Here is a 25,515-nt window from a genome sequence, read left to right as displayed (position 1 = left end):
TCACTCATTTTTCCGTCGCACTTTTATCCGTAGACGATACCCCGTGCGTACTTTTGACAAGTTATGATTCAAATTACCAATCATGCTTATTATAATCGGTTTTTAGAATCCATTTAGCGGAGTCCGCATGACTGAATCTCAGCGCCATAATGCCATCATTGATTTTTTGCAACGACAAAGACAGCTTACCGTTGCTGATCTTATCGCGCATTTTGATGTCTCACCCGCCACCGCAAGGCGTGATATTAATAAGCTTGACGAGTCAGGCAAGTTGCGGAAAGTTCGCAATGGCGCCGAAGCGGTGAATTTTACGCGCCCTGCCTGGACGCCGCTCAACATTTATCAGGCGCAAAATCTGGATGAAAAAATGCGTATTGCCAAAGCCGCCTCGCAACTGTGCCGTTCGGGGGAGAGCGTGGTGATCAACTGTGGTTCTACGGCCTTTTTACTGGGGCAGGAAATATGCGGTAAAGACGTTCAGGTGATCACCAACTATCTTCCGCTGGCGAATTATCTGATTGAGCAGGAACACGAAAGCGTCGTCATCATGGGTGGACAATATAACAAAAGTCAGTCCATTACGCTGGCGCCGCAAGAGGGGGATGCCAGCCTTTATGCCGGGCACTGGATGTTCACCAGCGGCAAAGGGTTGACGGCGGAAGGGTTGTACAAAACCGATATGCTGACGGCGATGGCGGAACAAAATATGCTGAACTATGTCGGTAAGCTGGCGGTGGTGGTGGACAGCAGCAAGGTGGGCGAACGCGCCGGTATGTTGTTCAGCCGGGTGGAGCAGATTGACGTTGTCATTACCGGCAAACAGGCTAATGCACAGATAGTGGCGCAACTGCGCGATCAGAACGTGGATGTGATATTGGTGTAACGGCAGGGCTTTTCATATATCCATTTTAACTGCAAGGTTTAATCTGCGAACGGTCAGGTTAGAATAGTGTTCTTTATGGTTAACCAGGCTGTAACCCTTAATGGAACAATTTGAAGCGATTGATATTGAAAAGGCCTATTCCCGCTGGCAACAAGGCGGCGTTGTCGTCGATATCCGCGATCCGCAGAGCTTTGCGGTGGCTCATGTGCCCGGGGCGATACATCTGACCAATGAAACACTGTCAGATTTCGTGCGCGGGGCAGATCTTGCAGCGCCGGTGATGGTTATTTGCTATCACGGTATCAGCAGCCGTAATGCGGCACAGTACCTTATCAGCCTGGGTTTTGATGCGGTATTCAGCATTGACGGCGGTTTTGAGGCCTGGCAAAACCGCTATCCGCAGGCGATCAACAGCAGCGAAACCTGATGTTAAACAGGGTCTGCATTCAGACCCTGTGAACTTTCTTTGTAGTGGTAATGTTATTTAACGATGCTTGATCACTACTGGTTTTTGAATGTCTGGATAATGCTTTTGCCCTGCATAATAACCACGATAAGAAAGAGAATAGCCAGGAATGCAGATATTGGGCGTTCGACAAAGGCGATCCAATTTCCGTCGGATTTTATCAGCGAGGCCAACAGACTTTTTTCAAACATAGGGCCTAACACCATGCCTAAAATAATGGGCGCAATTGGGTAATTATGTTTTTGCAAATAATAGCCGATGATCCCCATAACCAGCATAACAATAACCGAAGCCATAGAATTATTCATGGCGAAGGCGCCGACAATGCTAAAGACAATGACGATCGGATATATAATATCTTTATTTATTGAGATAAGCCGCTTCAGGAAATTCACCACAATTAGCGCTAATGGCAGTAATGCGAGGTTGGCGATAAAAAACAGGATAAATATGGCATATAACTTTTCAGGATGAAAAATAAATAAAGATGGCCCCGGTTGCATATCTTTCATATAGAGTACGCCGATAACAATGGCCGCCACCGAGTCGCCGGGAATACCAAATACCAGCGTAGGAATGTAACTGCCAGCCAGACTGGCGTTATTACTTGATGAGGCATTAATAACGGCTTCCTCTGAGCCTTTACCGTATTTTTCCGGGTGGCGGGAAAATTTTTTGGCGACGGCATAGGAGATCCAGGCGGCAATATCCGCCCCGGCGCCGGGGAGCACGCCAATCAGCGTACCAATGGCGCTGCTGCGGGCAATCCCCAAACGGTTTTTCTTCAGCGCCGGGCTGATACCGGAAAGAATATTGAATGAGGCTTTTTCAACCTTCTGCAAAGGGGGAGCGGCGGTGTGCCGGGATTTGCTACGACTAGCGTAATATTCAATGGCATTGGCAATGGCAAACATGCCGATCATGGCGGGAATAAAACTAATTCCTTCCAGCAGGGCAACCTGACCAAAGGTAAAGCGGGGTTGTCCGGTGAACTCATCGTAGCCGATGGTGGCTAAAGCCAGTCCCAGCAATAGCGCCAGCAGGCTTTTGACAATATATTGCCCGGATATCAAGGTTGAACAGCTTAAACCCAACAAGGCCAGCCAGGTATATTCAAACGAACTGAATTTTAATGCGAATGACGCCAACAAGGGCGATGCGAAGGTGAGTACAATCGCGCCAATAATGCCGCCGATGACTGATGTACTTAGCCCCAGGCCCAGAACGTAATTGGTTTTGCCCTGTTGACTTAATGCGTAGGTATCATCCACATAAGCGGCGGAAGCGGGTGTACCCGGAATGCGCAGTAATACGCCGGGGATATCGCCAGCGTAGATAGTCGAGGCGCCCACTGAGATCATCATGGCCAGCGCCGGAATCGGCTCCATGAAGAAAGTAAATGGCACTAACAGCGCAACCGCCATCGTTGCGGTAAGCCCAGGTATGGCTCCAACAAATAAACCAAACAACCCTGCGCCTAAAATAGCGATGATGGCGCTCAGGGTAATATATTCACTGGCATTGATCAGGATATCCATAATCTGGCCCCATTAAAAAAAACTACCGGAAGGTAAAGGTACTAATAGGATTTTTGCAAACAGGTAATAAATCCCTGTAGAGATACCTATAGCGGCAATTGATGCAATGATTTTATTTTTCTTCAGGAATAAAAGTAAAAGTGAAATGATAATTGCGCTCGATGTCAGAATAAAACCCAGCGTATCAACAAAGAATATATAAAAGATAACGGCGATACTTATCATACCTACGCTGGCTAAATCTCTCCAGGGGACTGGTATGCCAGGATCTTTTTCTTTCTTCGATTTCATCCAGGAAATAATGAAATCTAAAACGGATAATAAAACGATAAGACATCCTATTATCGCCGGCATAAATCCAGCACCGAAATCGGTGATATCGCCAAGCGCGATCAGTGAATAAAGGAGGATGCCTCCCCCGAAGAGCAAGAAAAGCACTGGCAGAAAGATAGATAATCTCATCGTTATATCAGGTGCTATTTACATAACACCTGCCTGTTTTTATTTGTCTGCGGACAACAAGTCACCAAACCGCGCATCTTCTTGTTGCATAAACTGCTTAAGTTCATCGCCATACAATGCGCCGACTTCAAATCCTTGATTATTAGCGAATTTCTGTAACTCCCCGGACGCATAGACTTTTTTCATGGCGGCAGTCAGCGTGTCCTGGGTTTCCTGGGGCAGCCCCTGAGGCGCGGCCAGCACATTCCAGGTGGTCAGCGACCAGTCATAAGGCGTGACCTGACTAAACAGCGGAATAGTTGCATAAAGTTCGGAAGGTTGGGAGGACATGATGGCCAGATGGCGTACCATCCCGGCATCAACCATGCTTTTGGCTTCGCCGGGAGAAGAGGTAACAAAGTCTACGCCGCCTGATACCAGTTCCTGTAGCGCGGCGCTGGCGCCCTGTGAAGGAATAAATTTAATCGCATTTTCCGGCAGGTCAGCGCTTTTTAACATGCCGATGGCGTTGAGGTGCCAGACCGATTTTAACCCGCTTCCTGAAGCGCGTAACTTACCGGGTTGCTGCTTGATGGCATCAATCAATTGATTTGCATCCTGATAAGGGGAATCTTTGGCGACTTGCAGACCACCATAAATAACCGCCAGCCGACTGATAGGGGTATAGTCTTTGTAACTGAGCGCGGTCATTTTCTGATGATGCATCATGGCAATTTCTACGGTGACGATACCAAGCGTGTAGCCATCCGGCTTCGCCCGTTTAATGGCATCATGACCGACAACCCCGCTGCCCCCGGTGCGGTTGACCACATTGACCGTAACGCCTAACTCTTTCTGTAATCCCTGGGCCACCAGTCGGGCAACCGTGTCGGTATTTCCCCCGGCTCCCCAGGGAACAATAATCGTGATGGGTTTTTCCGGCCAGGCGGCGAATGCTGAACTGGATATCAATAACGTTGCTAAAGCGGTTAAGCGGATAGTTTTCATTGTCATTGTTTCCTTGTTGGCGATATAGAGGTGTCTATCTAATTAATATCATTTGATTTTATTTCTATAGTGCTCGGTGCCGGAGCGAATTTGATCGAGTATGACGGTCAACCCCCAGTATTTATTCAAAACATCATCTTTATTAACCCGGCAGAATTCACTGCTGAATGTCCCCAGGCGCTGATGATAAATTTTGGCATTTTTAGGATAGCCCAATGTTTCTGTCACAGCGGCGAGGGAAAGGAAATTTGCCAGCTCCTGAGCCAGTTCCGGGTTGCTGGTATGGTGATGGTAAAGCCAGCCATACAACTCAGGATGAAAGTTGGTGAACACCCCGCTGAAACCTTTAGACCCGGCTTTCATGGCGTCAAAAGCGATAGCCGCATTCGCGTTGATGATATTAAGCGGCGTATCGGCAACCAACTTAACCCGGCGGGCGACGGTAGGCAGATCGCAACTGACATCTTTCAATACCGTAAATCGCCCGGTATTGGCGCAATAGGCAAGTTCCTCATCACTCAACAGGCGGCGATAAGGCGCCGGGCACTCATACAGCCCAAGCGGCAGGGTGGTCGGCAGGGCGTGCAACAGCCTATCCAATGTGGCAAAGAATGTCTTACTTCCCTCATTTGCGGGATCTAGATGGTTGGTGACCAGCACCAGTGCGTCGATCCCGGTGTCTGACATGGCCGACAGTTCGGTAATTTGTTCATTGAGATCGTCGCTGATATGGCCAGAGGCAATCACCGGCACGCGTCCACCGACATGGTTGACAACAAAGCGCGCCAGTTCGACACGCTCCGGCAGTGTCAGGAATTGCATCTCGCTGGATTGACAGACGGCGAACAGCGCATCGACGCCTTTCGCCAGATACCAGTCAATCAATGTTGCCAGACCAGGATAATCAATCTCATTCTGCTGAGTGAAAGGGGTCAACATGACCGGGACAATACCGTTGATTTTTTTCATGATTTTATTCCTTGCCTTTAGTCTGGTCGGGAAACATGGCTGTGATAACTAACGTGATGACAGCCGCGTCATAACTTGTTGATGTTCCGGCATATTGGAAGCGCCTTCCCGTTCAACTGCCAGTGATGCAAACGCGGTGGCATAGGTCGCGGCCTGTGCGGTACTCTGACCGTTAGCCGTTGCGGCGGCAAAGGCGCCGTTAAATGCATCACCTGCTCCGGTGGTATCAATGCTTAACGCCGGAAAAGCGGGAATGTGTTGGAATTGCTGCCCGTCCAGGATCAGCGCCCCGCGCGATCCCATGGTGATAATGACCTTTTTGGCGCCTAATGCGGCGATTTGCAGCGCGGCTTCTCTGGCGCTTTTCAGATCCTGAACTTCAATACCGGAAAGCAGTGATGCTTCTGTTTCATTGGGCGTAATAACGTCGACATATTCCAGGCAGGAGAGGATATCGCCGGAATAAGGCGCAGGGTTGAGAATCACTTTGACATTTAATGCATTTGCCAGCTTCATGGCATTAAGGGTAGCTGAAAAGTTATTTTCCAACTGCAGCAACAACACGTCGGAATTCGCCAATTCCGGTGTGATTGCCGCCACTTCGTCATCGGTAACGGTTTTATTGGCCCCGGAGTAGATGGCAATCATGTTTTCGCCATCCTGTTGCGAGACATAGATAATCGCATTTCCGGTGGGTTCGTCTTCTGACTGATAGAGTGTGAAAGAGCGAATTTCTGACGAAGCGAGGTGATCATAGGCAAACTGGCTGAACTGGTCTTTGCCCACTTTGGAGACGAAATGCACATAGGCTCCGGCGCGGCTGGCCGCCATCGCCTGATTGGCGCCTTTTCCTCCCGGCCCCAGCATACTGCTCAGAGCCAGCAGCGACTCTCCGCCTTTCGGGAAACGGGCGACGTTCGCCACAATATCGACGTTAAATGAACCGAGAATACAGACCTTACCACTCATCTTATTTCCCTTCTTGTTGTGTGAAGCCTGATGCTTTTTCTGCTTCTCCAGCCGCTCAAGCAGCACTTCAAAACTTTCACCGGTTTCGGTAATCAGCTTCGACTGAAGGCTACGCCGTATAATCACGGCGCCGCCGTGGCAGCGCTGGATCAGATGTAACCGCGCCAGTGCGTTTAAGTCGCCGCGTATGGTTTCTTTGGTCACAGAAAAAGCCTCAGCCAGATACGCCACACTGACGCGTTCGTATTTGTCCAGATATGCCAAAATCTGATTTCGTCGTTCTTCTAGAAACATAATCACCCTGCCTGTGCTGTGAGGTTAAAAGAGCCACACTGAATAAAAAGTGATTGGGATCGTAGGTTTTGGGGTAAAGCGGAAGTAAACAAAAGTCACATCTTATGTTGTTAAACTATAATCTGTTTTTCTGTTTGCTCATTGAAAATAGCCCGGCTGATTTGCATTGCTAGCGAGAGTTTTGGTTCTGCCAGTAAGGCCAGCAGTGTTAAGATGCTTATAATAAATCAATAGATTATGTGGTTATGACTAACATGACGATCCGAGTTATTGCTCTCTCCAACCCGCGTCTTGCCCAGGCGTTTGTTGATTACATGCAGACGCACAATGTCACTCTGGAAATGCGCACCACCGGACAAGAAGCCGAGCTGTGGCTGGCAGATGAGACGCAATTGACGAAAGTACAGCAGGCGTTGGAAATTTTTCTGCGCGATCCACTCAACCCCCGCTATCAGGCGGCAAGCTGGCAGTCGGGATCGACCGATACCGGTATCCGGTATAAACGTTTTTCTTATCTGCAAACGCTAACGCAACGGGCGGGGCCGTTGACGTTAACTGTCATCATTGCCGCTATCGCGGTTTTTCTGCTGATGCAGATTTCAGGCTATGAGTCGGTGATGGGGTGGCTGTCTTATCCTGATGCCGGGCAGGGATTGCAGCTATGGCGCTGGTTCAGTCACGTGTTGTTGCATTTTTCCGTCTTACATATTCTGTTTAATCTGATGTGGTGGTGGTATTTGGGGGGGCCGGTTGAGAAGGTGCTGGGCACCCGTAAGCTGCTGATGATTACGCTGATTTCCTCGGTGGCGAGTGGCTGGGCGCAATCCTGGTTCAGCGGTATCTACTTTGGCGGATTGTCTGGCGTGGTGTATGCGCTGATGGGATACGTCTGGCTGCGGGGGGAAAGAGAACCTGAAGGCGCTTTATTTATGCCGCGAAGCCTGATGGTTTTTGCTTTACTGTGGCTGATAGCCGGATATTTCGATATTTTAGGCATGTCGATAGCCAATGCCGCGCATGTGGCAGGGTTAGTCGCAGGGATATTGATGGCCTTTTGGGATACTTATAATAAAACCGACTCCCGGTAAATCCGTGAGCCTTAGGGGACGAACGTGAAGCAAACACAACGACATGAAGCCATCATTGAACTGGTGCGTCGTCAGGGTTATGTCAGTACAGAGGAACTGGTCGAGCATTTTGCGGTGAGTCCGCAAACGATTCGCCGGGATCTGAACGATTTGGCTGAACAGAATAAGATCCATCGTCATCATGGTGGCGCGGCATTGCCTTCAAGTTCGGTTAATACCGCCTATAACGACCGCAAGATGATGTGGTCTGAAGAGAAGGCTCGCATCGCCCGTCAGGTCGCCTGCCAGATCCCGGATGGCGCGACGCTGTTTATTGATATCGGCACCACGCCTGAAGCCGTCGCTTATGCGCTGATGCAGCACAAAAACCTGCGTGTAGTGACCAATAACCTGAATGTGGCGACGTTGCTGACGGCAAAAGAAGATTTTCGCTTAATCCTCGCCGGGGGGGAAGTGCGTAGCCGGGACGGCGGTATTATGGGTGAGGCGACGCTGGATTTTATTTCTCAGTTTCGTCTGGATTTCGGTATTTTGGGTATCAGCGGCATTGACATGGACGGCTCATTGTTGGAGTTTGACTACCATGAAGTTCGTACCAAGCGGGCAATCATTGAAAACTCCCGTTGTGTCATGTTGGTGACGGATCATTCTAAGTTTGGCCGCAATGCCATGGTAAATCTGGGCAACATGGATTTGATCGATTATCTTTTTACCGATCAACCACCACCACCTAGCGTGCTGAAAATCATTGAACAACATAAGGTGCAGTTGGAGTTGTGCTGATCCAGGCGTGCCTTTTTCCGTGACGGACTAGAGGGGAGAGGCGCTATGCCGCAATTTGCATTTAACCAATCACAGTTTGCGGCTGCATTACTTCGTCAACAGCAATATTATGGTATTTCTTCCCTGAGTATGATGACGCCGGAACAATGTTGGCGTGCGGTTAGCATCGCACTGGCTGAACAATTGGCCGCACAGTCCTCTTTCTCCACTCCTCTGAACGAAACGAGCAGACCGCCAGCACAGCGCCACGTCAATTATCTGTCGATGGAGTTTTTACCTGGTCGTCTTACAGGCAATAACCTGTTGAATCTGGGATGGTATAACGCCGCCGCCGAGGTTCTGGCAGAGCAACGGATTAACCTGAGTGATGTGCTGGAACAGGAAACCGATCCCGGTTTAGGCAATGGTGGATTGGGGCGGCTGGCCTCCTGTTTTCTGGATTCAATGGCAACCGTCGGACAATCGGCCACCGGCTATGGCCTCAATTACCAATACGGCCTGTTCCGCCAGCACTTTGCTCAGGGACAGCAACAGGAAACCCCCGATGACTGGCATCGTGATGGCTACCCGTGGTTTTTTCAGCGTCCTGAACTGGCGGTGGATGTCGGTTTTGGCGGCGAACTCCAGCAGCAGGATGATGGCGGCGAGTTATGGCAGCCTGACTTTTTCTTGCGGGGAGAAGCCTGTGATTTGCCGGTTATTGGTTACCGCAACGGCCTCACCCAGCCGCTGCGTCTTTGGCTGGCAACTCACCGCCAGCCCTTTGACCTAAAGCTGTTCAATGAGGGGCGCTATCTTAAAGCCGGGCAGGCCGGGGTGACGGCGGCCAGCCTGACCAACGTGCTGTACCCGAACGATAACCACGCGGCGGGTAAACGGTTGCGGCTGATGCAGCAATATTTCCAGTGTGCCTGTTCGGTGGCCGATATTCTGCGCCGGCATTTACAGGCAGGGCGGAAGCTGTCTGAACTGCCCGATTACGAAGTCATCCAGCTTAATGATACGCACCCGACGCTGGCGATCCCGGAACTGATGCGGCTACTGTTAGATGAACATCACATGCGCTGGGACGATGCCTGGTCGGTAACCGGGCGTACTTTTGCCTATACCAATCATACGTTAATGCCGGAGGCGCTGGAGTGCTGGGACGAAAGACTGTTCGCTCGTTTACTGCCGCGCCATCTTTCCATCATTAAGCAAATTGATGCGCATTTTAACATTCAGGTCGCGCAACAGTGGCCCGGCGATCGTCAGGTGTGGGCAAAACTTGCTGTTCGTCACCGGCGGCAAATCCGCATGGCTAACCTTTGCGTGGTGAGCTGTTTTGCGGTAAACGGCGTGGCGGCAATGCATTCCGAATTGGTGGTGAAGGATCTGTTTCCTGAATATTACCAGCTATGGCCAAATAAATTTCACAATGTGACCAACGGGATTACGCCGCGCCGCTGGCTGAAACAGTGTAACCCGGCACTGTCAGCGTTGATTGATGACACATTGAACACCGAATGGGTGAACGATTTACCCGCCTTAAAAGGGTTGGAACCTTATGCTGATGATGCTGGATTTCGCGAGCGTTACCGGCAGATAAAATATGACAATAAGGTGAGGCTGGCGAATTTTCTGCAACAGGGTTATGGGGTGACGCTCAACCCTAATGCGCTGTTTGATGTGCAGATCAAGCGGCTGCACGAATATAAGCGTCAGCACCTGAACCTGCTGCATATCCTGTCTCTTTATCGGCAATTGCGTGATAACCCGCATCTGGATATAGTTCCGCGCGTCTTTCTGTTTGGGGCAAAGGCTGCGCCGGGCTATGTGCTGGCAAAAAATATTATTTATGCCATTAACCAGGTGGCAGCAAAAATAAATCGGGACCGTCGCTGCAACGATCGTCTTAAGGTGATATTTCTTCCCGATTACCGTGTGTCGCTGGCCGAACGGATGATCCCCGCTACCGATGTGTCCGAGCAAATCTCGACGGCAGGCAAAGAAGCGTCTGGCACGGGCAACATGAAGCTGGCGCTGAATGGTGCGCTGACGGTGGGCACATGGGATGGCGCCAATGTCGAGATAGCGGAGCAGGTTGGCGTAGAGAACCTGTTTATTTTCGGTCATACGGTCGAGCAGGTAAAAGCATTACAGGCGCAGGGATATACGCCGTCTGACTACATAACTGATACTCCTTTGTTACGTGAAATATTGGATGAACTGGCCAGCGGGGCCTTTAGTCAGGGAGATAAGCAAGCGTTTGCCCCCCTGTTGAACAGCCTGCTGGAAGATGGCGATCCCTATCTGCTGATGGCTGATTTCGCGCCTTATTGTCAGGCGCAGAAGCAGGTGGATGCGCAATATCATGAACAGGAGGAATGGACTCGCCGTTGTGTACTTAATACAGCCCGCATGGGGATGTTCAGCTCGGATAGGGCGATTCATGACTACCAGAAGCGTATTTGGCAAGTGCGTCGTTAAGGAAAAGGAAGATGGCATTCAAGGCGGATAACTCGGCAATGCAACAGATGGGTATTGCAGAAAAATATACGGATGCTTATGGCAATGAGCACATTATAGACGCGTCGGTAAAGGACAGGCTGCTGGCGATGATGAATGTCTCCGGGAGTGATGGTGCGCCTTTGCCTCCGGTAAAAGTTTTTCTTCAGGGGCGGGATGCCGTCATTACGCTGACCGGTAACGGAGAATTTCACTGGACGCTGATGTATGAAAATGGCGGACAGATTCAAGGACAGGTGACCGGCGGCACTAACCTGAAGCTCCCTGCCGCACTTCCTCTGGGCTATCATCACCTTACGCTAACGCAGGCCGATCAGCGCTGGAACTGCCTGATCACCGTGGCGCCTCCCCGCTGTTACGAGCCGGAAGCCCTGTTGCAAGGCAAGCGCTGGTGGGGGGTTACCGTTCAGCTTTACACCCTGCGTTCGCAAAAAAACTGGGGAGTGGGAGACTTTGGCGATTTACGCCAACTGGTGGAACAGATTGCCCGCCGCGGCGGGGCATTTGTCGGGCTGAATCCGCTTCATTCTCTGTACCCGGCGGCGCCTGACGCGGCAAGCCCCTACAGTCCCTCTTCCCGCCATTGGCTGAATCTGATTTATATTGATGTCAATCGGGTGGACGATTTTCAGCAAAGTGCAGAGGCTCAACGCTGGTGGCTGCTGGAAGAGACGCAACACGCGGTGGCGGCGCTGCGTGCGGAACGTTGGGTCGATTATGCATCGGTCACTGCGCTCAAGCTGAACGCTTTGCGGCTGGCCTTTGGTTATTTTAATACCCGCAGCACGCTGGACCCGCGGATCAGTGCTTTTCGCCAGTTTGTGATAAATGGCGGGCAGAGTTTACAGTTGCAGGCAACGTTCGATACCTTACAGGCTTACCTGAAACGCCAGGGGGAAAACTATGCGGACTGGCTACAGTGGCCGGCCCGCTATCATGATGTTCATGGCGAGGCGGTTAAGTCGTTTCGCCATGAACACGCTGATGAGATTAATTTTTATTGCTGGCTGCAATGGCTGGCTTATGACCAATTGGCGGAATGCTATGCGCACAGTAAACAGCTTGGTCTGCCTATTGGCTTGTACCGGGATTTGGCCGTGGGCGTAGCGCAAGGTGGCGCGGAAACCTGGGATGAGCGCCAGCTTTATTGTCTGGATGCCTCCATCGGCGCACCGCCGGATCCGCTGGGGCCGCAGGGGCAAGACTGGCAGTTATCCCCTATGAACCCCACGATGATGCAGCTACGCGGCTACCAGCCGTTTATCGATGTGTTGCGCAGCAACATGGCGAGTTGCGGAGCGTTGCGTATCGACCACGTGATGGCATTGCTGCGCTTATGGTGGATACCCAAAGCGGAATCGGCGGTTAACGGCGCCTATGTGCACTATCCGCTGGATGACCTGCTGGCGATACTGGCGCTCGAAAGTCAGCGTCATCGCTGTCTGGTGATTGGTGAGGATTTGGGAACGGTGCCGCCGGAGATCGTCAGCAAGCTGCACGACTGTGGCGTCTATTCCTATAAAGTGTTGTTCTTTGAAAAGGATGAGCAGCACCGCTTTCTCTCACCCGGCAAGTATCCTCGTCAGGCGATGGCAACCATTACCACCCACGATCTCCCCACGCTGCGTGGTTACTGGCAAGGGGTGGATTTATCGTTGGGCAGGGATTTGGGGTTGTATCCGAATGCCGCATTATTGCAACAGCAAATTCACTTGCGTGAAAAATCGAAACAGGGTTTGTTGAATGCATTACATCAGCACGGGCTGTTGCCACAGAGAGTGGGGCGCAATTCATCGTTGACGACAATGGGGACGCCGCTTAACCGTGGAGTTCAGCGTTATATAGCCGACAGCGCCAGCGCATTGGTCGGGTTTCAACTGGAAGACTGGCTGGATATGGCAATGCCAGTGAATGTGCCTGGCACCAGCCGGGAATATCCGAACTGGCGGCGAAAACTTAGTCGGACGCTGGAGTTGATATTTGCCGATCGCTATCTTGAACGTTTGATTCGCGACATCGATTTGCGCCGCGGCGCACCGTTGCCTGTCACACCCTGCGAGGAAGATGCCGGGTGCAATGACCCGGCGTAATCATCAGGATATTAATAATAGGAATGCTCACCGCGCTGGTGCTCGGTGAGATCCCTTACGCCTTTAAGCTCGGGGAATTTTTCCAGTAATTCTTTCTCAATCCCTTCTTTCAGCGTGTAGTCGACCATTGAACAGCCGTTACAACCCCCGCCGAATTGCAGGATCGCCAGGCTGTCATCGGTAATCTCCATCAGTGTGACGCGACCGCCGTGTCCTGCCAACTGCGGGTTGATCTGCGATTGCAGCACATATTCCACGCGTTCAATTAACGGCGCGTCATCATCCACTTTGCGCATCTTGGCATTGGGCGCTTTCAACGTGAGCTGAGAGCCAAGTTGGTCAGTGACGAAATCAATCTCGGCATCTTCCAGATATGGGGCGCTGAGTTCATCCACATAGGCGGAAATTTTTTCAAATTTCAATTCGGTGTCACTGGCTTCAACGGCATCCGGAGGGCAATAGGAAACGCCACACTCCGCATTTGGTGTGCCGGGATTGATGACAAAAACACGGATTTGCGTGCCTTCTTCCTGTTTTGCCAGCAATTTCAGAAAGTGTTCCTGAGCAGCGTCAGTAATACGGATCATAATGTTAAACTCAATGTTGACCATACTTATCGGTTATAATACGCCCATCCTCCCGTGAACTACAAGGTGCGGCACAAACACCATACCTGAACACCTGCGGCCCCCTGAGCCAGCAATACCCGGCTGATTTCCGCCGCGGTACTGCCTGTTGTCACCACATCATCAAGCAATACCACCTGTTTTCCTGTTAATGCGGTGTTACAACTAAAAGCGCCCCGTAAATTTTTACGCCGGGCACTGGCGCTGAGTTTTTGTTGAATACGGGTCTGACGGATTCGCGCAATCGCCCGTGGTTGATAATCGCATCTCAGCCAGCGAGTCAGGCAGCGGGCTAATAATTCGGTCTGATTGAATCCGCGCGACCAGTGACGTCGTTGATGTAACGGCACCGTGAATAGCTGGTCAGGCCGGAACAGGTGTGGTGGGGCCGACAACGCGTGTTCACGGTAGGTTGTCAGCCAGCGTAATAAGATTTGCCGGGCAAGAACGGGGGCCAGTTCCGTTTTACCGTTAAATTTAAATTGTTTCATCAAGGTATTGAGTGGTGGAACATAGTCACTGACAAAGGTAATGGACTGCCAGGGCGGTGGATTTTTCAGGCAGCGGCCACACTGGCGTGTTGGATCGCCTGAAAGCAGGCCGCAGCGTGGGCAACATAAAGGACGCTGAGGTAAATGACGCTGGCAGAATGAACAAATTCCATGCCGGCTGTGATAAAGCGGTAGTCGGCATAGCCAGCAGTGGGCGGCGATGGTTAACATAGGCTTGTCCCTGAAATAAAGATCCCGAGGCAGGAAGATAACTGATGAAACCGCTGTATTGGCAGACGGAAGGTGCAGGAAAAACGGAAATTGTGTTGTTGCACGGTTGGGGATTGAATGCGCAGGTGTGGCATTGCATTGCACCGCGACTGGCGCCGCATTTTCGCCTGCATCTGGTGGATTTGCCCGGCTATGGCAGAAGCCGGGGGTTTGGCGCGATGTCGCTGGAAGAGATGGCGGCAACGGTGCTGGCTCAGGCGCCTGAACGCGCTATCTGGCTGGGATGGTCGCTAGGCGGGTTGGTCGCCAGCCAGATTGCATTAAACGCGCCCCGGCGGGTGAGCGGGCTGATTACCGTCGCCTCGTCCCCCTGTTTTAGCGCCAGAGAGGAATGGCCCGGCATTAAATCGGAAGTGTTGCACGGGTTGCAGCAGCAGCTTAGTGAGGATTTTCAGCGCACCGTTGAACGTTTCCTGGCACTGCAAACGCTGGGGACGGTCACTGCTCGGCAAGATGCGCGTTTATTGAAGCGCGTGGTGCTGGAGCAGGCTATGCCCCCGGTCGAGGCGCTGAACGGCGGACTGGAAATCCTGCGCCGGGCGGATCTGCGCCAGCCGTTGACATCGCTATCGTTACCCTTTCTGCGGCTCTATGGCGCGCTGGATGGGCTGGTGCCGCGCAGGGTGGCAGGGCTATTGGATCAGCTATGGCCGCAGTCTTGCTCCGCGGTTATCCCGAAAGCCGCCCATGCGCCGTTTATTTCCCATCCTGATGCCGTTGTTGAACAACTGCTGGCATTCAGCCAGCGGACGCAAGTAACTGACCGCCTGTGAGCAAATGCCGGAAATGATATCCATATTCATCAAACTGTAAGAAAAAATAACTACGTTATGTCCTGCTAATTCTGCAATCAAGGACATCTCGATGAAAGCTCGTTGGTTACTGCCTGTACTGTTTGCTGCCGCTTTGCCGGGAATCTCCCAGGCGCAGGCTATTTACCCTATCGATCGCGCCACCATTCTGGCTGGTGGGAAGTTCGATTTTAAAGTCGAATTTGATGAAGTACTCAAGCCTGAAGACGTTCGTATCCTGATCAATGGTAAAGATTATCAGCAGGTGCTGGGGAAATCGGCCACCTTTGTCGAACGTGAAGATGGCGAAAACGTATCTGCCGTTTGGGTACGGGATGTCAACCTGCCGGGGGCGGGCAAATATGTTGTGAAAGCACAGGCCAAAGGAAAAACCTCTGAGGTAACGTGGGACGTCTACCAGACATCGGATAAGCGTAAAGCCAAAAACGTGATCCTGTTTATTGGCGACGGCCTGTCGGTTGCCCACCGTACCGGCGCACGTATCCTGTCCAAAGGCGTTACCGAAGGGAAAGCCGACGGTCGTTTGGCGATCGACGATCTGCAATACATGGCGTTTGCCGGGACGTCCAGTACCGATTCGATCGCGGCGGACAGCGCCAACACCATGAGCGCCTACATGACGGGCCACAAATCCGGTGTGAATGCGCTGGGCGTTTACGTCAGCCGCAGTAAAAACTCGCTGGAGCATCCGAAACAGGAAACGCTGGGCGAATTGATTACCCGTTCGACCAATATGGCCGTCGGCGTGGTTAGTGACGCTGAACTTGAAGATGCGACCCCAGCCGCCGTGGTCTCCCATACCCGTCGTCGTGCTGATAAAGCTGAAATCGTCGGTATGTTTTACAACGTGCAACCCAGCGTGATTCTTGGCGGTGGTTCGGCCTATTTCCTGCCCAAGAGTACGCCTGGCTCCAAACGTAAAGATGAAAACAACTACGTTGAAAAATTCCAGCAGGCTGGCTATGCGCTGGCGACCGATGCCGACACGCTGAAGAAAAATGCTTCACAGGCCACCAAACTGCTGGGGCTGTTCCATACCGGCAATATGGATGGTGTGCTGGATCGTCGTTTCCTGAAAAACGATACGGTCAAAAAATTCCCCAACCAGCCGGATCTGACCGAGATGACGCAGGCGGCGCTGGATGTACTGTCCAAAAACAAGGACGGTTTCTTCCTGATGGTGGAATCGGCGCTGATCGACAAAGCCTCGCATCCGTTGGATTGGGAACGGGCGTTCTATAACACCATCATGCTGGATCAGTCGGTAGCGCTGGCGCAAAAGTTCGCTGAGAAAAACCCGGACACGCTGATTATCGTGACGGGCGACCATACGCACGGTATTTCCATTATCGGCACAGTGGATGACAACAAACCGGGTACGGAAATGCGCGAAAAAGTGGGCGTGTATGAAGACGCTGGCTACCCGAACTACCACGACGCCAATAAAGATGGTTACCCGGATGATGTGAATGTTTCCAAACGTCTGGCGGTGTTCTTCAACAACTACCCTGACTACTATGAAACCTTCCGTCCGAAACTGGATGGCACCTTTGTGCCGGCCATCAAGAACGAGAAAGATGAGTATGTCGCCAACAAAGCCTATGAAAACGTACCGGGCGCTGTGTTCCGTGAAGGCATCTTGCCGCGCTCTTCCGATACCGGGGTTCATTCGGTGGACGATATGGTGATTCAGGCCAGCGGGCCGGGGGCCGAGCGCATTCGTGGCTATATGGAAAATACCGAACTGTTCCGGGTGATTGTGGATGCCCTGGCGGTAAAACCGCAGGATAAGAAATAATTTTCAGTATGAGTCATATTAATCGCAAACTGGCGGGGGAAACCCCGCTTTTATCTTTCTGGCTGCTGACGATGTGGGTTCTGTTGTCTCTGGTATGCGCCTTTCCCGTAAAAGCGGCTCCGCCTGCACTCTCATTTGACAGGCTTTATGCGTCCTATGGCGTATTGGGACTGGAATTTTCCGATGAGGTTAAAACGTTATCCGGCAAGCGGGTGACGATGCGCGGCTTCATGGCGCCGCCGCTAAAGGCGGAATCGCAATTTTTCGTGCTAACCAAAATGCCAATGGCGCTATGCCCTTTTTGTTCATCCGATGCCGACTGGCCGGAAGACATTGTGGTGGTCTATCTGGCTAAACGGCAAACTTTCGTGCAGAACAACACCATGATTGAGGTGGAAGGTGTGCTGGAATATGGTTCGTGGACCGACCCGGAGACCGGGTTCGTCAGTCTGTTGCGGCTGCGAGAAGCGACATTCGACACGCTGTAGGAGAACCAATGGCCGAATTGTTGATCCAGAGTATGAGCGTCACATTCCCCGATACGCCGGATGCCGTGCTGGATATTCCGGCGTTGCATATTGCTGCGGGAGAGCGGGTTGCGGTAATGGGGCCATCCGGTTCAGGCAAAACCACGCTGGTGAATGCCATCACCGGCATGGATAACAGCGGAACGGGGAGCGTGTACTGGGCGCAGCAGGATATCCGGCGGCTTGACGAAGCGGGGCGCGATCGCTGGCGGGCCAGATACGTAGGATTGGTGATGCAGGATTTCCATTTATTCCCCGGTTTAAGCGCATTGGAGAACGTATTGCTGCCCGCGCATTTTCATCACTGGCGGTTACCCGCAACATTAAGACAACGGGCTATCGATCTGCTGGCGCAAGTTGGGCTGGCTACCGGCAAGCGCCCGGTTGAAGTGCTGTCCCGTGGTGAAAAACAGCGGGTCGCCATTGCCAGAGCGCTGTTGAGCGCACCGAAAATTATTGTTGCAGATGAACCGACAGCCAGTCTGGACGCACGTAGCGGTGAGCAAATCGCTGATTTACTGGTCACGTTGGCACGGAAAAACAATGCCACGCTGATCGCCATTACTCACGATACGCGTCTGGCATCTCAGATGACGCGTTGTCTGCAACTGGAAAAAGGGCGACTGATAGCAGATAGCGCTCAACCGGAGGTTGAACCATGATCCCGTGGCGTCTGATTTGGGTTGACTGGCGCCGATTATGGCCGGGCGTGCTAGTCGTGATTTTACTGATTGCAATGGCGACAGCATTGAGTATTTCCGTCAGCCTACAGGAGAGAGCGCTGCGTATGGGGAGCGCCAAAGCGGCGGATCGCTTTGATTTGGTCATCGGCGCGCCAGGCAGCGAAACGCAACTGGTACTGTCGTCGGTTTTCCTGCAACCCGCCGCGTTGACGCTGATCCCGGCGCAGGTACTGGATGATCTGGCGAAAAATCCGCTGGTGGCCTGGGCGTCGCCGGTGGCGTTTGGCGATTTCTATCAGGGGATGCCGATTGTCGGCACGACCGCGCCGCTGGTGACGGATAACGGCAAGCGTCAATTGGTGGCCGGACGGCTATTTGATCACGGCTTTGAAGCGGTGGTGGGGGCGCATACCGGTTTAGCACTGGGCGATACTTTTAGTCCTATTCATGGACAGATGGGTACGCAAAGCGTACATGCCCATGAAGGTGTGACTTATACCGTCGTGGGGATTTTACCTGCTGACGGCAGCGCGTGGGATAACGCGATTCTGGTGCCGGTGAACGCAGTCTGGCAGGTACATGGCATTCAGCCGCCGCACCACGATCACGATGATGGATATCATGCAGAGAGTGAGCACGAACATCACGACGATGCTGAACAGGATCACGCGGATGAGCAGGAGCACACGCATCAGGCGGGTGTACCGGCAATTGTGGTTAAGCCCAAAACCATTGCCGGCGCCTATCAGTTGCGTTCGCTGTACCGCAATAACGTCACTCAGGCGGTGTTTCCCGGTGAGGTACTGGTGAAGCTCTATTCTGTTCTGGGCGATATCCGGCAATTGCTGGTTTACATTTCACTGGGAACTCAGGCGCTGGTGGGAGTGGCCGTGGCGATGGTGGCGGTGATTCACCTTAAACAGCGACAAAGGCAAATTGGCGCTCTGCGTGCATTCGGTGCACCGCGCTGTGGCATTTTTGCGCTTATCTGGTGCGGGCTGATGTCGCTGGTCAGCGCCGGAGTGCTGTTGGGGGTGGGAGTAGGCTACGTCGCCGCTCAAGTCATAGCCGTGATAATGAGTGAGAAGAGCGGTTTTGTCCTCCCCGTCACGCTGGAACAGGAGGACGTGAGGTTTGTTCTGATTCTGCTGTTCGTTGCCGCCGCAGTACTGACTCTTCCCGCCATGCTGGCTTACCGGCAGTCGCCGGCGGTGGCACTGCGCGGAGAATGATGTGAATCTGTATTGGCTGTGACATATCGGATTTAGGCAAATCAGAATAACTAATGCGTAGCGCTACGCATTTTCGTTATGTCATTATCGTTTTTAGTTGGCCGTTACCCCATGATTAACAGCATTACAATAATCATGGGGCGCAGGGATTGTGAAAAACGGAATCGGGGATTTACGCCCTCCCCGGTGTGTAAGGGAGGGGGGTACAATATTTAGCGCTTTTTAAACGCTGCGGCCAGTGCGTCACTCATGGCGCTGTTACCCGTAGTTGATGTGCTGGCCGGGCGGGCGCGGGATTTGCCCACCGTCCGGTTAGCCGGGGCGTGGTTCTCTCGTGGGCCGCCGTTACCGCCACGGCGTGCGGCGGTTTCACCGGGTTGTTCGTCCAGTCGCATCGTCAGGGCGATCCGTTTACGTTGCAGGTCGATTTCCATCACTTTGACTTTCACGATATCCCCGGCTTTCACCACTTTATGCGGGTCGTCAACGAAATGGTCAGCGAGGGAGGAAATATGTACCAGCCCATCCTGATGTACGCCGATATCCACGAAAGCGCCAAAGTTGGTGACGTTGGTGACTGCACCTTCCAGAATCATGCCTGGCAACAGATCGCTCATGGTTTCCACACCATCGGCAAAGCTGGCGGTTTTAAACTCTGGCCGCGGGTCACGCCCCGGCTTCTCCAGCTCTTTAAGAATATCGGTGACGGTCGGCACACCAAAACGCGCATCGGTAAAATCCGCCGCTTTCAGGTTGCGCAGTGCGCCGGGATTACCCATCAACTCCTGTAGCGCCTGTTCGGTGGCGGCCAGAATACGCTCCACCACCGGGTAGGCTTCCGGGTGAACGGTGGAGGCGTCCAGCGGATTATCCCCGTGATTAATCCGCAGAAAGCCCGCGCATTGCTCAAAGGCTTTCGGCCCTAGCCTGCTGACTTTCAGCAGTTGTTCCCGGTTGCGGAAACGGCCATTTTCGTCACGCCATGCCACGACGTTTTGCGCCATCATTCGCGTCAAGCCCGCTACGCGGGTCAGCAAGGCGACTGACGCGGTATTCAGATCGACGCCGACGGCGTTTACGCAGTCTTCCACCACCGCATCCAGTTTTTTCGCCAGCAGGCTCTGGCTGACGTCATGCTGATACTGACCGACGCCGATGGATTTCGGGTCGATTTTCACCAATTCGGCCAGCGGATCCTGCAATCGGCGGGCGATAGATACTGCGCCGCGCAAGGAAACGTCCAGATCGGGAAATTCCAGCGCGGCCAATTCTGACGCCGAATACACCGACGCGCCAGCTTCGCTGACAATCACCTTCTGCGCTTTGACATCCGGGAACTGTTTTTGCGTATCCAGAAAGAAACGCTCGGTTTCACGCGACGCGGTGCCATTGCCGATCGCCACCAGCTCGACCTGATGCCTGATGCACAGGGCGGCAACGATGGCGGCGGCCTTGGCGGCCTGGCCGGTATGCGGGTAGATGGTATCGGTTGCCACCAGTTTACCGGTGGCGTCCACCACCGCGACTTTTACCCCGGTGCGTAAACCGGGGTCCAGCCCCATAGTGGCGCGCATCCCCGCTGGCGCCGCCATCAGCAGATCGTGCATATTGCGGGCGAACACGTTAATCGCCTCATCTTCTGCTTTTTCACGCACGCTGCCCATCAACTCGGTTTCGAGGTGCAGCAGCACCTTGATGCGCCAGGTCCAGTTAATCACCGCACGTCGCCAACTGTCTGCCGCAGCATTACCCAAACGCACGTTCAGATGGTCGACGATAATCTGCTCGCAGTAACTTTCACGCGGCGCTTCTGCAAACTGCGGATCGGCATTCAGCGATAACTGCAAAACCCCTTCATTGCGGCCCCGGAACATGGCCAGCGCCCGGTGGGAAGGCACCTGGGCAATCGGTTCGTGGTGGTCAAAATAGTCGCGGAATTTTGCCCCTTCTTCCTCTTTGCCTTCCACTACGCGGGAAACAAGATGGGCGTTTTTCCACAGGTAATGACGCACTTTAGCCAGCAGCGCCGCATCCTCTGCAAAGCGCTCCATCAGAATGTAGCGTGCGCCATCCAGCGCGGCTTTCACATCCGCCACACCTTTATCGGCATCAACATAGCGCCGGGCGACCTGCTCCGGCTCCTGACTGGGATCCTGCCACAGACTGTCAGCCAGCGATTCCAGTCCGGCTTCAATCGCAATCTGTCCGCGGGTGCGGCGTTTGGGTTTATAAGGCAGGTACAGATCTTCGAGTTCGGTTTTGCTCATCGTCGCGGCGATCGCGCTGGCGAGTTGCCCGGTCAGTTTTCCTTGCTCCTCGATAGATTTCAGAATTGTCTGGCGTCTTTCATCCAGTTCACGCAGGTAACTCAGGCGGGTTTCCAACTGACGCAACTGGGTATCATCCAGCCCGCCGGTCACTTCCTTACGGTAACGTGCGATAAAAGGGACGGTGTTTCCTTCGTCCAGCAGGCGGACGGCGGCGTCCACTTGCTCCGTACGAGCCTGCAATTCGCTGGCGATAATCTGGCTTAATGAATCATTCATAGGTCTGATATCGATAGTCATCAAATAATGGGTTAAATAACTGGAGGATAGTTATACGGTTTGATAACAGAAAATGCCAGCTGTACCCGCCAGGGAGGAAAACGGTTATCACCGTGGTGCCGTCTGCGCAGCATGGTAAAAACCGGGGGCTGAGGGTAAGGTAAACTTTATCTGAATCAATATTAGGTAAGATTATTATAACGGCGCGGCATTTTTAGCGTATTAAATAGTAACCACCATGAATTCGGGCAGGAGAAAAGATCAATGACAGTAAGAAAGTCCACCCTTATGTTAGACGGGCAGGAAGATGTCACGCTGGATATTCGTTCGGGGGTAATGGGAAAAGATGCCGTGGATATCCGCCCGTTTAGCGCTCATGGGTTATGCAGCTACGATCCTGGGTTTGCCAATACGGCAGGGTGCGAATCTGCGATTACCTACATTGATGCAGCGAACAGCGTGTTGCTGCATAGGGGCTTTCCTGTCGAGCAACTGGCAGATCAATGTGATTTTACCGAAGTCTGTTTTATCCTTCTGCACGGCGAGGCGCCTTCGCCAGAAGAGTATGCCGAATTTGTAAATACCATCACCCGCCATACTCTGGTTCATGAGCAGATCAGCCGTATGTTCAACGGTTTTCGCCGCGACGCCCATCCTATGGCGCTGATGTGTGCGGTAGTGGGGGCATTGGCCGCGTTTTATCATGATGTGCTGGATATTGATAACGCAGAACATCGTGAACTGGCGGCTGTCCGGCTGCTGTCGAAAATGCCGACGCTGGCGGCGATGTGTTACAAATATTCCATCGAACAGCCGACCGTTTATCCCTGCAATTCGCTTTCCTATACCGGCAATTTCCTGCATATGCTGTTTTCTATTCCGGCGGAAAAGTATGAGGTGAATCCGGTGCTGGAAAGCGCCATGAACCAAATTCTGATCCTCCATGCCGACCACGGTCAGTGTCCGTCTACTATGGCGGTCAGGGCTTCCGGTTCGTCTGGAGCCAATCCGTTCGCCTGTATCGCGGCAGGGCTATCCTCCATGTGGGGGCCGTTGCACGGGGGGGCTAACGAAGCTTGTATGCGTATGCTGGAAGAGATCAAAACGGTTGATCGTATTCCTGAATTTGTGAAGCGCGCAAAAGATCGGCGCAATTCGCTGCGGCTGATGGGATTCGGCAATTCGGTCTATCACCATTTTGATCCGCGTGCCGCCATTCTGCGTAAAACCTGCTATGACGTGCTCAGTGAACTGGGGATGGAAGATAGCTTGCTTCAGGTTGCCATTGAACTGGAGCATATTGCCATGACGGACCCCTATTTCCTGGAACAAAGACTGTACCCCAGCGCCGATTTTTACACGGCAGTGATCCTGAAAGCGATGGGACTTCCATCCTCCATGTTTACGGTGATTTCCGCCGTTGGCCGCACGATTGGGTGGATTGCTCACTGGAATGAAATGCATGAGCAGGAGCTAAAAATCTATCGTCCTTGTCAGGTCTACACCGGTCAGCCCCGCCGGGATTATGCTTCCCGGTTGGATAAATAAATCAAAGAAAGGACGGCGTACTGCATCGCTACTGGCCGGGGGCAGCACGTAGTCGTGTTATGGCGCGGTGGCGACGGCTGGCGTTTCAGCAGAATTTTCAGCAATAAACGGCGCGATATAACGCTGATAACGGGATGCTTTCAGTTGTTGAAGATCGACTAACACCAGCCCGTCGATACAGTTATTGAAATCGGGGTCGATACCAAAGTCGATAAACTGTACGCCACCTGGTTCACAGGCTTCCGAATACTGTTTGTAGAGTGTGGGAATAGCGCATCCTATATTGTTGAGCATACTTTTCAGCAAGGTCAGATCCTGCTGGTAATCGGTGCCTTCAAATTGTTGCAGCACGCCGGGCAGTGAAGCAGGATAAGGGCGTCGTGAATGGGCCAGCGGCTGACTGGGTGCAAAATGCAGCCGGTAAAACGCAACCAGTAAATCCCGCGCCGTTGGCGGCAGCGTGCCGGACAGCGACACCGGGCCAAACAGATAACGACACTGTGGATAACGGGCCACATAGGCGCCGATACCCAACCAGAGATAATCCAGACCACGCTTACCCCAGTATTTGGGCTGGATGAAACTGCGCCCAAGTTCAAGGCCGGATGCCAGTATCGGGTTCATCTCTTCGCCATAATGGAACAGACTGTGGCTGTACAGGCCATTTTTACCTTTTTGGGCGATTTGCTCCGCTGTTGGAATAAATCGATAGGCGCCGACAATCTCCAATTCGCCTTCATCCCATAGAATCAGATGCAGGTAATCATCATCGTAGCTGTCCAGATCGCGCCGCTGGCCCGATCCTTCACCCACGGCGCGAAATGCGATTTCCCGCAGCCGTCCGAGTTCGCGCAGCAGCGGTGAAAAATCTTCTTCTCCGCGGCGATACAGATACACCACTTTCCCGTCAGGCGTGGTTCCCAGCGTTTCGCAATCGGCCAGCGCACGTTTTAACAGGATACGATCCTCCGCCAGCGCAATGGGTTTCTCAACGGAAAAACAGCCGGGTTTGCCTTGCCCCAGTCGATAAACATGACGGCGGAAACGGGCGGCCAGATCGTTAGCCTGCTCATTCCCCTGGCTCCAGCTTGTGTAAGGAATACGCGCACCGATGCGTATTTTGATTTTGTGGCCTTCCTGATGGAACATTTCCCTGACCAGCAGCAGCGTGGAGAGGGGGCGGTACATCAACGAGGAGAGATAAAACAGGCTGCTGTTACGTCCACTGATGTGTATCGGCACCACCGGCGCACGGGCTTTACCTGCCATTCGGATAAAACCGCTGTGCCAGTGGCCGTCGCGGATCCCTTGTAGACTGATTCTGGAAACCTCACCCGCCGGGAATACAATAATCGCGCCGCCATTATCCAGATATTGCTGTATGGCGATAATTTGCTGGCGCTTGGTGCGGTTGTTGAAGTTATCAACCGAAAAAAATAGATTTTTCAGCGGTTCAACGTAAGAGAGCAACTGGCTGGCTACAATACGGACGTCAGGTCTGACGCTGGCAACCGTGCGCAGCAGCGCCAGACCATCGAGCGAACCAATCGGGTGATTAGCCACCAGTACCACCGGCCCCTGGCTGGGTATGTTTTCTAAATCCCCCTCGACCATTTCACAGTTAAGGTGAAAGTGATCCAGGATTTGCTCAACCAGATCCAATCCTTTCAAATAAGGGTAACGTTGAGAAAATTGCTGAATTTTGTTTTCGAATAGCAGAGCGCGTAATAACATTCGCTGCCAGGCTGGGGTGCGGCGATGAGGTGCAAGATCTTGAAGAATGGCATCTAAACTAAACATAAAGAGTTCTCCGTAGCTTACCGTTGTCAAAGTAAGGGATGGAGGTGACACATTTATTTCAGTGTAGAAATAATATTCAGATTGTTCCAGTTGATGTCAATCGGCAAGGGTGAATAGCGGCAAT

21 protein-coding genes are annotated in these 25,515 nt (G+C 52.6%); 12 read left to right on the top strand and 9 right to left on the bottom strand.

Annotation, left to right across the window (positions count from 1 at the left end; genetic code table 11):
* Nucleotides 1-127 precede the first annotated feature (127 nt).
* Together ulaR and glpE are read left to right on the top strand one after the other, a co-directional pair.
* Complete coding sequence (ulaR, locus tag BIY29_RS08120; protein ID WP_121574635.1) at nt 128-883, top strand: HTH-type transcriptional regulator UlaR; 756 nt, start codon at nt 128-130, stop codon at nt 881-883.
* Nucleotides 884-983: 100 nt separating this feature from the next.
* Nucleotides 984-1,310 (top strand): thiosulfate sulfurtransferase GlpE, encoded by a 327-nt coding sequence (gene glpE / locus BIY29_RS08115; protein ID WP_121574634.1) that lies wholly within the window; start codon nt 984-986, stop codon nt 1,308-1,310.
* 74 nt (nt 1,311-1,384) lie between these two features.
* On the opposite strand, the gene BIY29_RS08110 is transcribed toward glpE, so the two are convergent.
* The 5 genes from BIY29_RS08110 to rbsK are packed head-to-tail and all read right to left on the bottom strand — an operon-like array spanning nt 1,385 to nt 6,568.
* On the bottom strand, nt 1,385-2,887 hold the full coding sequence (locus BIY29_RS08110; protein WP_121574633.1) for a tripartite tricarboxylate transporter permease: 1,503 nt from the start codon (nt 2,885-2,887) through the stop codon (nt 1,385-1,387).
* A 12-nt stretch (nt 2,888-2,899) separates the two neighbouring features.
* Nucleotides 2,900-3,349: a tripartite tricarboxylate transporter TctB family protein gene (locus BIY29_RS08105; protein WP_121574632.1), complete on the bottom strand. Its 450-nt coding sequence runs from the start codon at nt 3,347-3,349 to the stop codon at nt 2,900-2,902.
* 39 nt (nt 3,350-3,388) lie between these two features.
* On the bottom strand, nt 3,389-4,336 hold the full coding sequence (locus BIY29_RS08100; protein WP_121574631.1) for a tripartite tricarboxylate transporter substrate binding protein: 948 nt from the start codon (nt 4,334-4,336) through the stop codon (nt 3,389-3,391).
* 48 nt (nt 4,337-4,384) lie between these two features.
* A complete protein-coding gene (locus tag BIY29_RS08095) occupies nt 4,385-5,305 on the bottom strand; it encodes a dihydrodipicolinate synthase family protein (protein ID WP_121574630.1) in 921 nt (306 codons plus the stop codon).
* A gap of 48 nt (nt 5,306-5,353) precedes the next feature.
* Nucleotides 5,354-6,568 carry a ribokinase gene (rbsK, locus tag BIY29_RS08090; RefSeq protein ID WP_121574629.1) on the bottom strand — a complete coding sequence of 405 codons (1,215 nt, stop codon included), beginning with the start codon at nt 6,566-6,568 and terminating at the stop codon, nt 5,354-5,356.
* Between the two features lie 254 nt (nt 6,569-6,822).
* On the opposite strand from rbsK, the gene glpG reads away from it, so the two are divergent.
* Genes glpG through malQ form a run of 4 tightly spaced genes read left to right on the top strand, consistent with a single transcriptional unit; the run spans nt 6,823 to nt 13,037 of the window.
* Nucleotides 6,823-7,656: a rhomboid family intramembrane serine protease GlpG gene (gene glpG, locus BIY29_RS08085; protein WP_121574628.1), complete on the top strand. Its 834-nt coding sequence runs from the start codon at nt 6,823-6,825 to the stop codon at nt 7,654-7,656.
* Nucleotides 7,657-7,680: 24 nt separating this feature from the next.
* Nucleotides 7,681-8,439: a DeoR/GlpR family transcriptional regulator gene (locus tag BIY29_RS08080; protein WP_121574627.1), complete on the top strand. Its 759-nt coding sequence runs from the start codon at nt 7,681-7,683 to the stop codon at nt 8,437-8,439.
* A gap of 45 nt (nt 8,440-8,484) precedes the next feature.
* The gene (gene malP, locus BIY29_RS08075; RefSeq protein ID WP_121574626.1) at nt 8,485-10,908 is read left to right on the top strand and encodes a maltodextrin phosphorylase; all 2,424 of its coding nucleotides are present in this window, start codon (nt 8,485-8,487) and stop codon (nt 10,906-10,908) included.
* Between the two features lie 11 nt (nt 10,909-10,919).
* Complete coding sequence (gene malQ, locus BIY29_RS08070; RefSeq protein ID WP_121574625.1) at nt 10,920-13,037, top strand: 4-alpha-glucanotransferase; 2,118 nt, start codon at nt 10,920-10,922, stop codon at nt 13,035-13,037.
* 11 nt (nt 13,038-13,048) lie between these two features.
* On the opposite strand, the gene nfuA is transcribed toward malQ, so the two are convergent.
* Together nfuA and gntX are read right to left on the bottom strand one after the other, a co-directional pair.
* Entirely contained in the window at nt 13,049-13,624 is a 576-nt protein-coding gene (gene nfuA, locus BIY29_RS08065) for a Fe-S biogenesis protein NfuA (RefSeq protein ID WP_121574647.1), read from the bottom strand.
* Nucleotides 13,625-13,683: 59 nt separating this feature from the next.
* Nucleotides 13,684-14,385: a DNA utilization protein GntX gene (gntX, locus tag BIY29_RS08060; RefSeq protein ID WP_121574624.1), complete on the bottom strand. Its 702-nt coding sequence runs from the start codon at nt 14,383-14,385 to the stop codon at nt 13,684-13,686.
* Between the two features lie 44 nt (nt 14,386-14,429).
* On the opposite strand from gntX, the gene bioH reads away from it, so the two are divergent.
* The 5 genes from bioH (at nt 14,430) to BIY29_RS08035 (ending at nt 19,497) form a co-directional block, all read left to right on the top strand.
* Complete coding sequence (gene bioH, locus BIY29_RS08055) at nt 14,430-15,218, top strand: pimeloyl-ACP methyl ester esterase BioH (protein WP_121574623.1); 789 nt, start codon at nt 14,430-14,432, stop codon at nt 15,216-15,218.
* Between the two features lie 91 nt (nt 15,219-15,309).
* Nucleotides 15,310-17,055, top strand: a complete 1,746-nt coding sequence (locus BIY29_RS08050) for an alkaline phosphatase (RefSeq protein WP_121574622.1) — start codon at nt 15,310-15,312, stop codon at nt 17,053-17,055.
* A gap of 8 nt (nt 17,056-17,063) precedes the next feature.
* Nucleotides 17,064-17,543 (top strand): hypothetical protein, encoded by a 480-nt coding sequence (locus BIY29_RS08045; protein ID WP_121574621.1) that lies wholly within the window; start codon nt 17,064-17,066, stop codon nt 17,541-17,543.
* Between the two features lie 8 nt (nt 17,544-17,551).
* Complete coding sequence (locus BIY29_RS08040) at nt 17,552-18,244, top strand: ABC transporter ATP-binding protein (protein WP_121574620.1); 693 nt, start codon at nt 17,552-17,554, stop codon at nt 18,242-18,244.
* Nucleotides 18,241-19,497: an ABC transporter permease gene (locus BIY29_RS08035; protein WP_121574619.1), complete on the top strand. Its 1,257-nt coding sequence runs from the start codon at nt 18,241-18,243 to the stop codon at nt 19,495-19,497. Before BIY29_RS08040 ends, BIY29_RS08035 begins: the two co-directional genes overlap by 4 nt.
* A gap of 212 nt (nt 19,498-19,709) precedes the next feature.
* Here the strand turns inward: BIY29_RS08035 and BIY29_RS08030 are convergent, their stop codons facing one another.
* Nucleotides 19,710-22,043, bottom strand: a complete 2,334-nt coding sequence (locus tag BIY29_RS08030; protein WP_121574618.1) for a Tex family protein — start codon at nt 22,041-22,043, stop codon at nt 19,710-19,712.
* Nucleotides 22,044-22,307: 264 nt separating this feature from the next.
* Here BIY29_RS08030 and BIY29_RS08025 point away from each other — a divergent pair, with 264 nt between their 5' ends.
* Entirely contained in the window at nt 22,308-23,591 is a 1,284-nt protein-coding gene (locus BIY29_RS08025; protein WP_121574617.1) for a citrate synthase, read from the top strand.
* A gap of 57 nt (nt 23,592-23,648) precedes the next feature.
* On the opposite strand, the gene olsF is transcribed toward BIY29_RS08025, so the two are convergent.
* Complete coding sequence (gene olsF / locus BIY29_RS08020; RefSeq protein WP_121574616.1) at nt 23,649-25,391, bottom strand: bifunctional ornithine lipid synthase OlsF; 1,743 nt, start codon at nt 25,389-25,391, stop codon at nt 23,649-23,651.
* Between the last annotated feature and the right edge of the window lie 124 nt (nt 25,392-25,515).

Origin of the sequence: Brenneria alni (assembly GCF_003666245.1) — a bacterium.
GTDB classification, from domain to species: Bacteria; Pseudomonadota; Gammaproteobacteria; order Enterobacterales; family Enterobacteriaceae; genus Brenneria; species Brenneria alni.
This window is presented reverse-complemented; position numbering and strand designations above follow the sequence as displayed.

Excerpts from the sequence above, each read along its gene's own strand:
- ulaR (WP_121574635.1), top strand. The coding sequence starts at position 128 with ATGACTGAATCTCAGCGCCATAATGCCATCATTGATTTTTTGCAACGA.
- glpE (WP_121574634.1), top strand. The coding sequence starts at position 984 with ATGGAACAATTTGAAGCGATTGATATTGAAAAGGCCTATTCCCGCTGG.
- BIY29_RS08110 (WP_121574633.1), bottom strand. The coding sequence starts at position 2,887 with ATGGATATCCTGATCAATGCCAGTGAATATATTACCCTGAGCGCCATC.
- BIY29_RS08105 (WP_121574632.1), bottom strand. The coding sequence starts at position 3,349 with ATGAGATTATCTATCTTTCTGCCAGTGCTTTTCTTGCTCTTCGGGGGA.
- BIY29_RS08100 (WP_121574631.1), bottom strand. The coding sequence starts at position 4,336 with ATGAAAACTATCCGCTTAACCGCTTTAGCAACGTTATTGATATCCAGT.
- BIY29_RS08095 (WP_121574630.1), bottom strand. The coding sequence starts at position 5,305 with ATGAAAAAAATCAACGGTATTGTCCCGGTCATGTTGACCCCTTTCACT.
- rbsK (WP_121574629.1), bottom strand. The coding sequence starts at position 6,568 with ATGTTTCTAGAAGAACGACGAAATCAGATTTTGGCATATCTGGACAAA.
- glpG (WP_121574628.1), top strand. The coding sequence starts at position 6,823 with ATGACGATCCGAGTTATTGCTCTCTCCAACCCGCGTCTTGCCCAGGCG.
- malP (WP_121574626.1), top strand. The coding sequence starts at position 8,485 with ATGCCGCAATTTGCATTTAACCAATCACAGTTTGCGGCTGCATTACTT.
- malQ (WP_121574625.1), top strand. The coding sequence starts at position 10,920 with ATGGCATTCAAGGCGGATAACTCGGCAATGCAACAGATGGGTATTGCA.
- nfuA (WP_121574647.1), bottom strand. The coding sequence starts at position 13,624 with ATGATCCGTATTACTGACGCTGCTCAGGAACACTTTCTGAAATTGCTG.
- gntX (WP_121574624.1), bottom strand. The coding sequence starts at position 14,385 with ATGTTAACCATCGCCGCCCACTGCTGGCTATGCCGACTACCGCTTTAT.
- bioH (WP_121574623.1), top strand. The coding sequence starts at position 14,430 with ATGAAACCGCTGTATTGGCAGACGGAAGGTGCAGGAAAAACGGAAATT.
- BIY29_RS08050 (WP_121574622.1), top strand. The coding sequence starts at position 15,310 with ATGAAAGCTCGTTGGTTACTGCCTGTACTGTTTGCTGCCGCTTTGCCG.
- BIY29_RS08045 (WP_121574621.1), top strand. The coding sequence starts at position 17,064 with ATGAGTCATATTAATCGCAAACTGGCGGGGGAAACCCCGCTTTTATCT.
- BIY29_RS08040 (WP_121574620.1), top strand. The coding sequence starts at position 17,552 with ATGGCCGAATTGTTGATCCAGAGTATGAGCGTCACATTCCCCGATACG.
- BIY29_RS08035 (WP_121574619.1), top strand. The coding sequence starts at position 18,241 with ATGATCCCGTGGCGTCTGATTTGGGTTGACTGGCGCCGATTATGGCCG.
- BIY29_RS08030 (WP_121574618.1), bottom strand. The coding sequence starts at position 22,043 with ATGAATGATTCATTAAGCCAGATTATCGCCAGCGAATTGCAGGCTCGT.
- BIY29_RS08025 (WP_121574617.1), top strand. The coding sequence starts at position 22,308 with ATGACAGTAAGAAAGTCCACCCTTATGTTAGACGGGCAGGAAGATGTC.
- olsF (WP_121574616.1), bottom strand. The coding sequence starts at position 25,391 with ATGTTTAGTTTAGATGCCATTCTTCAAGATCTTGCACCTCATCGCCGC.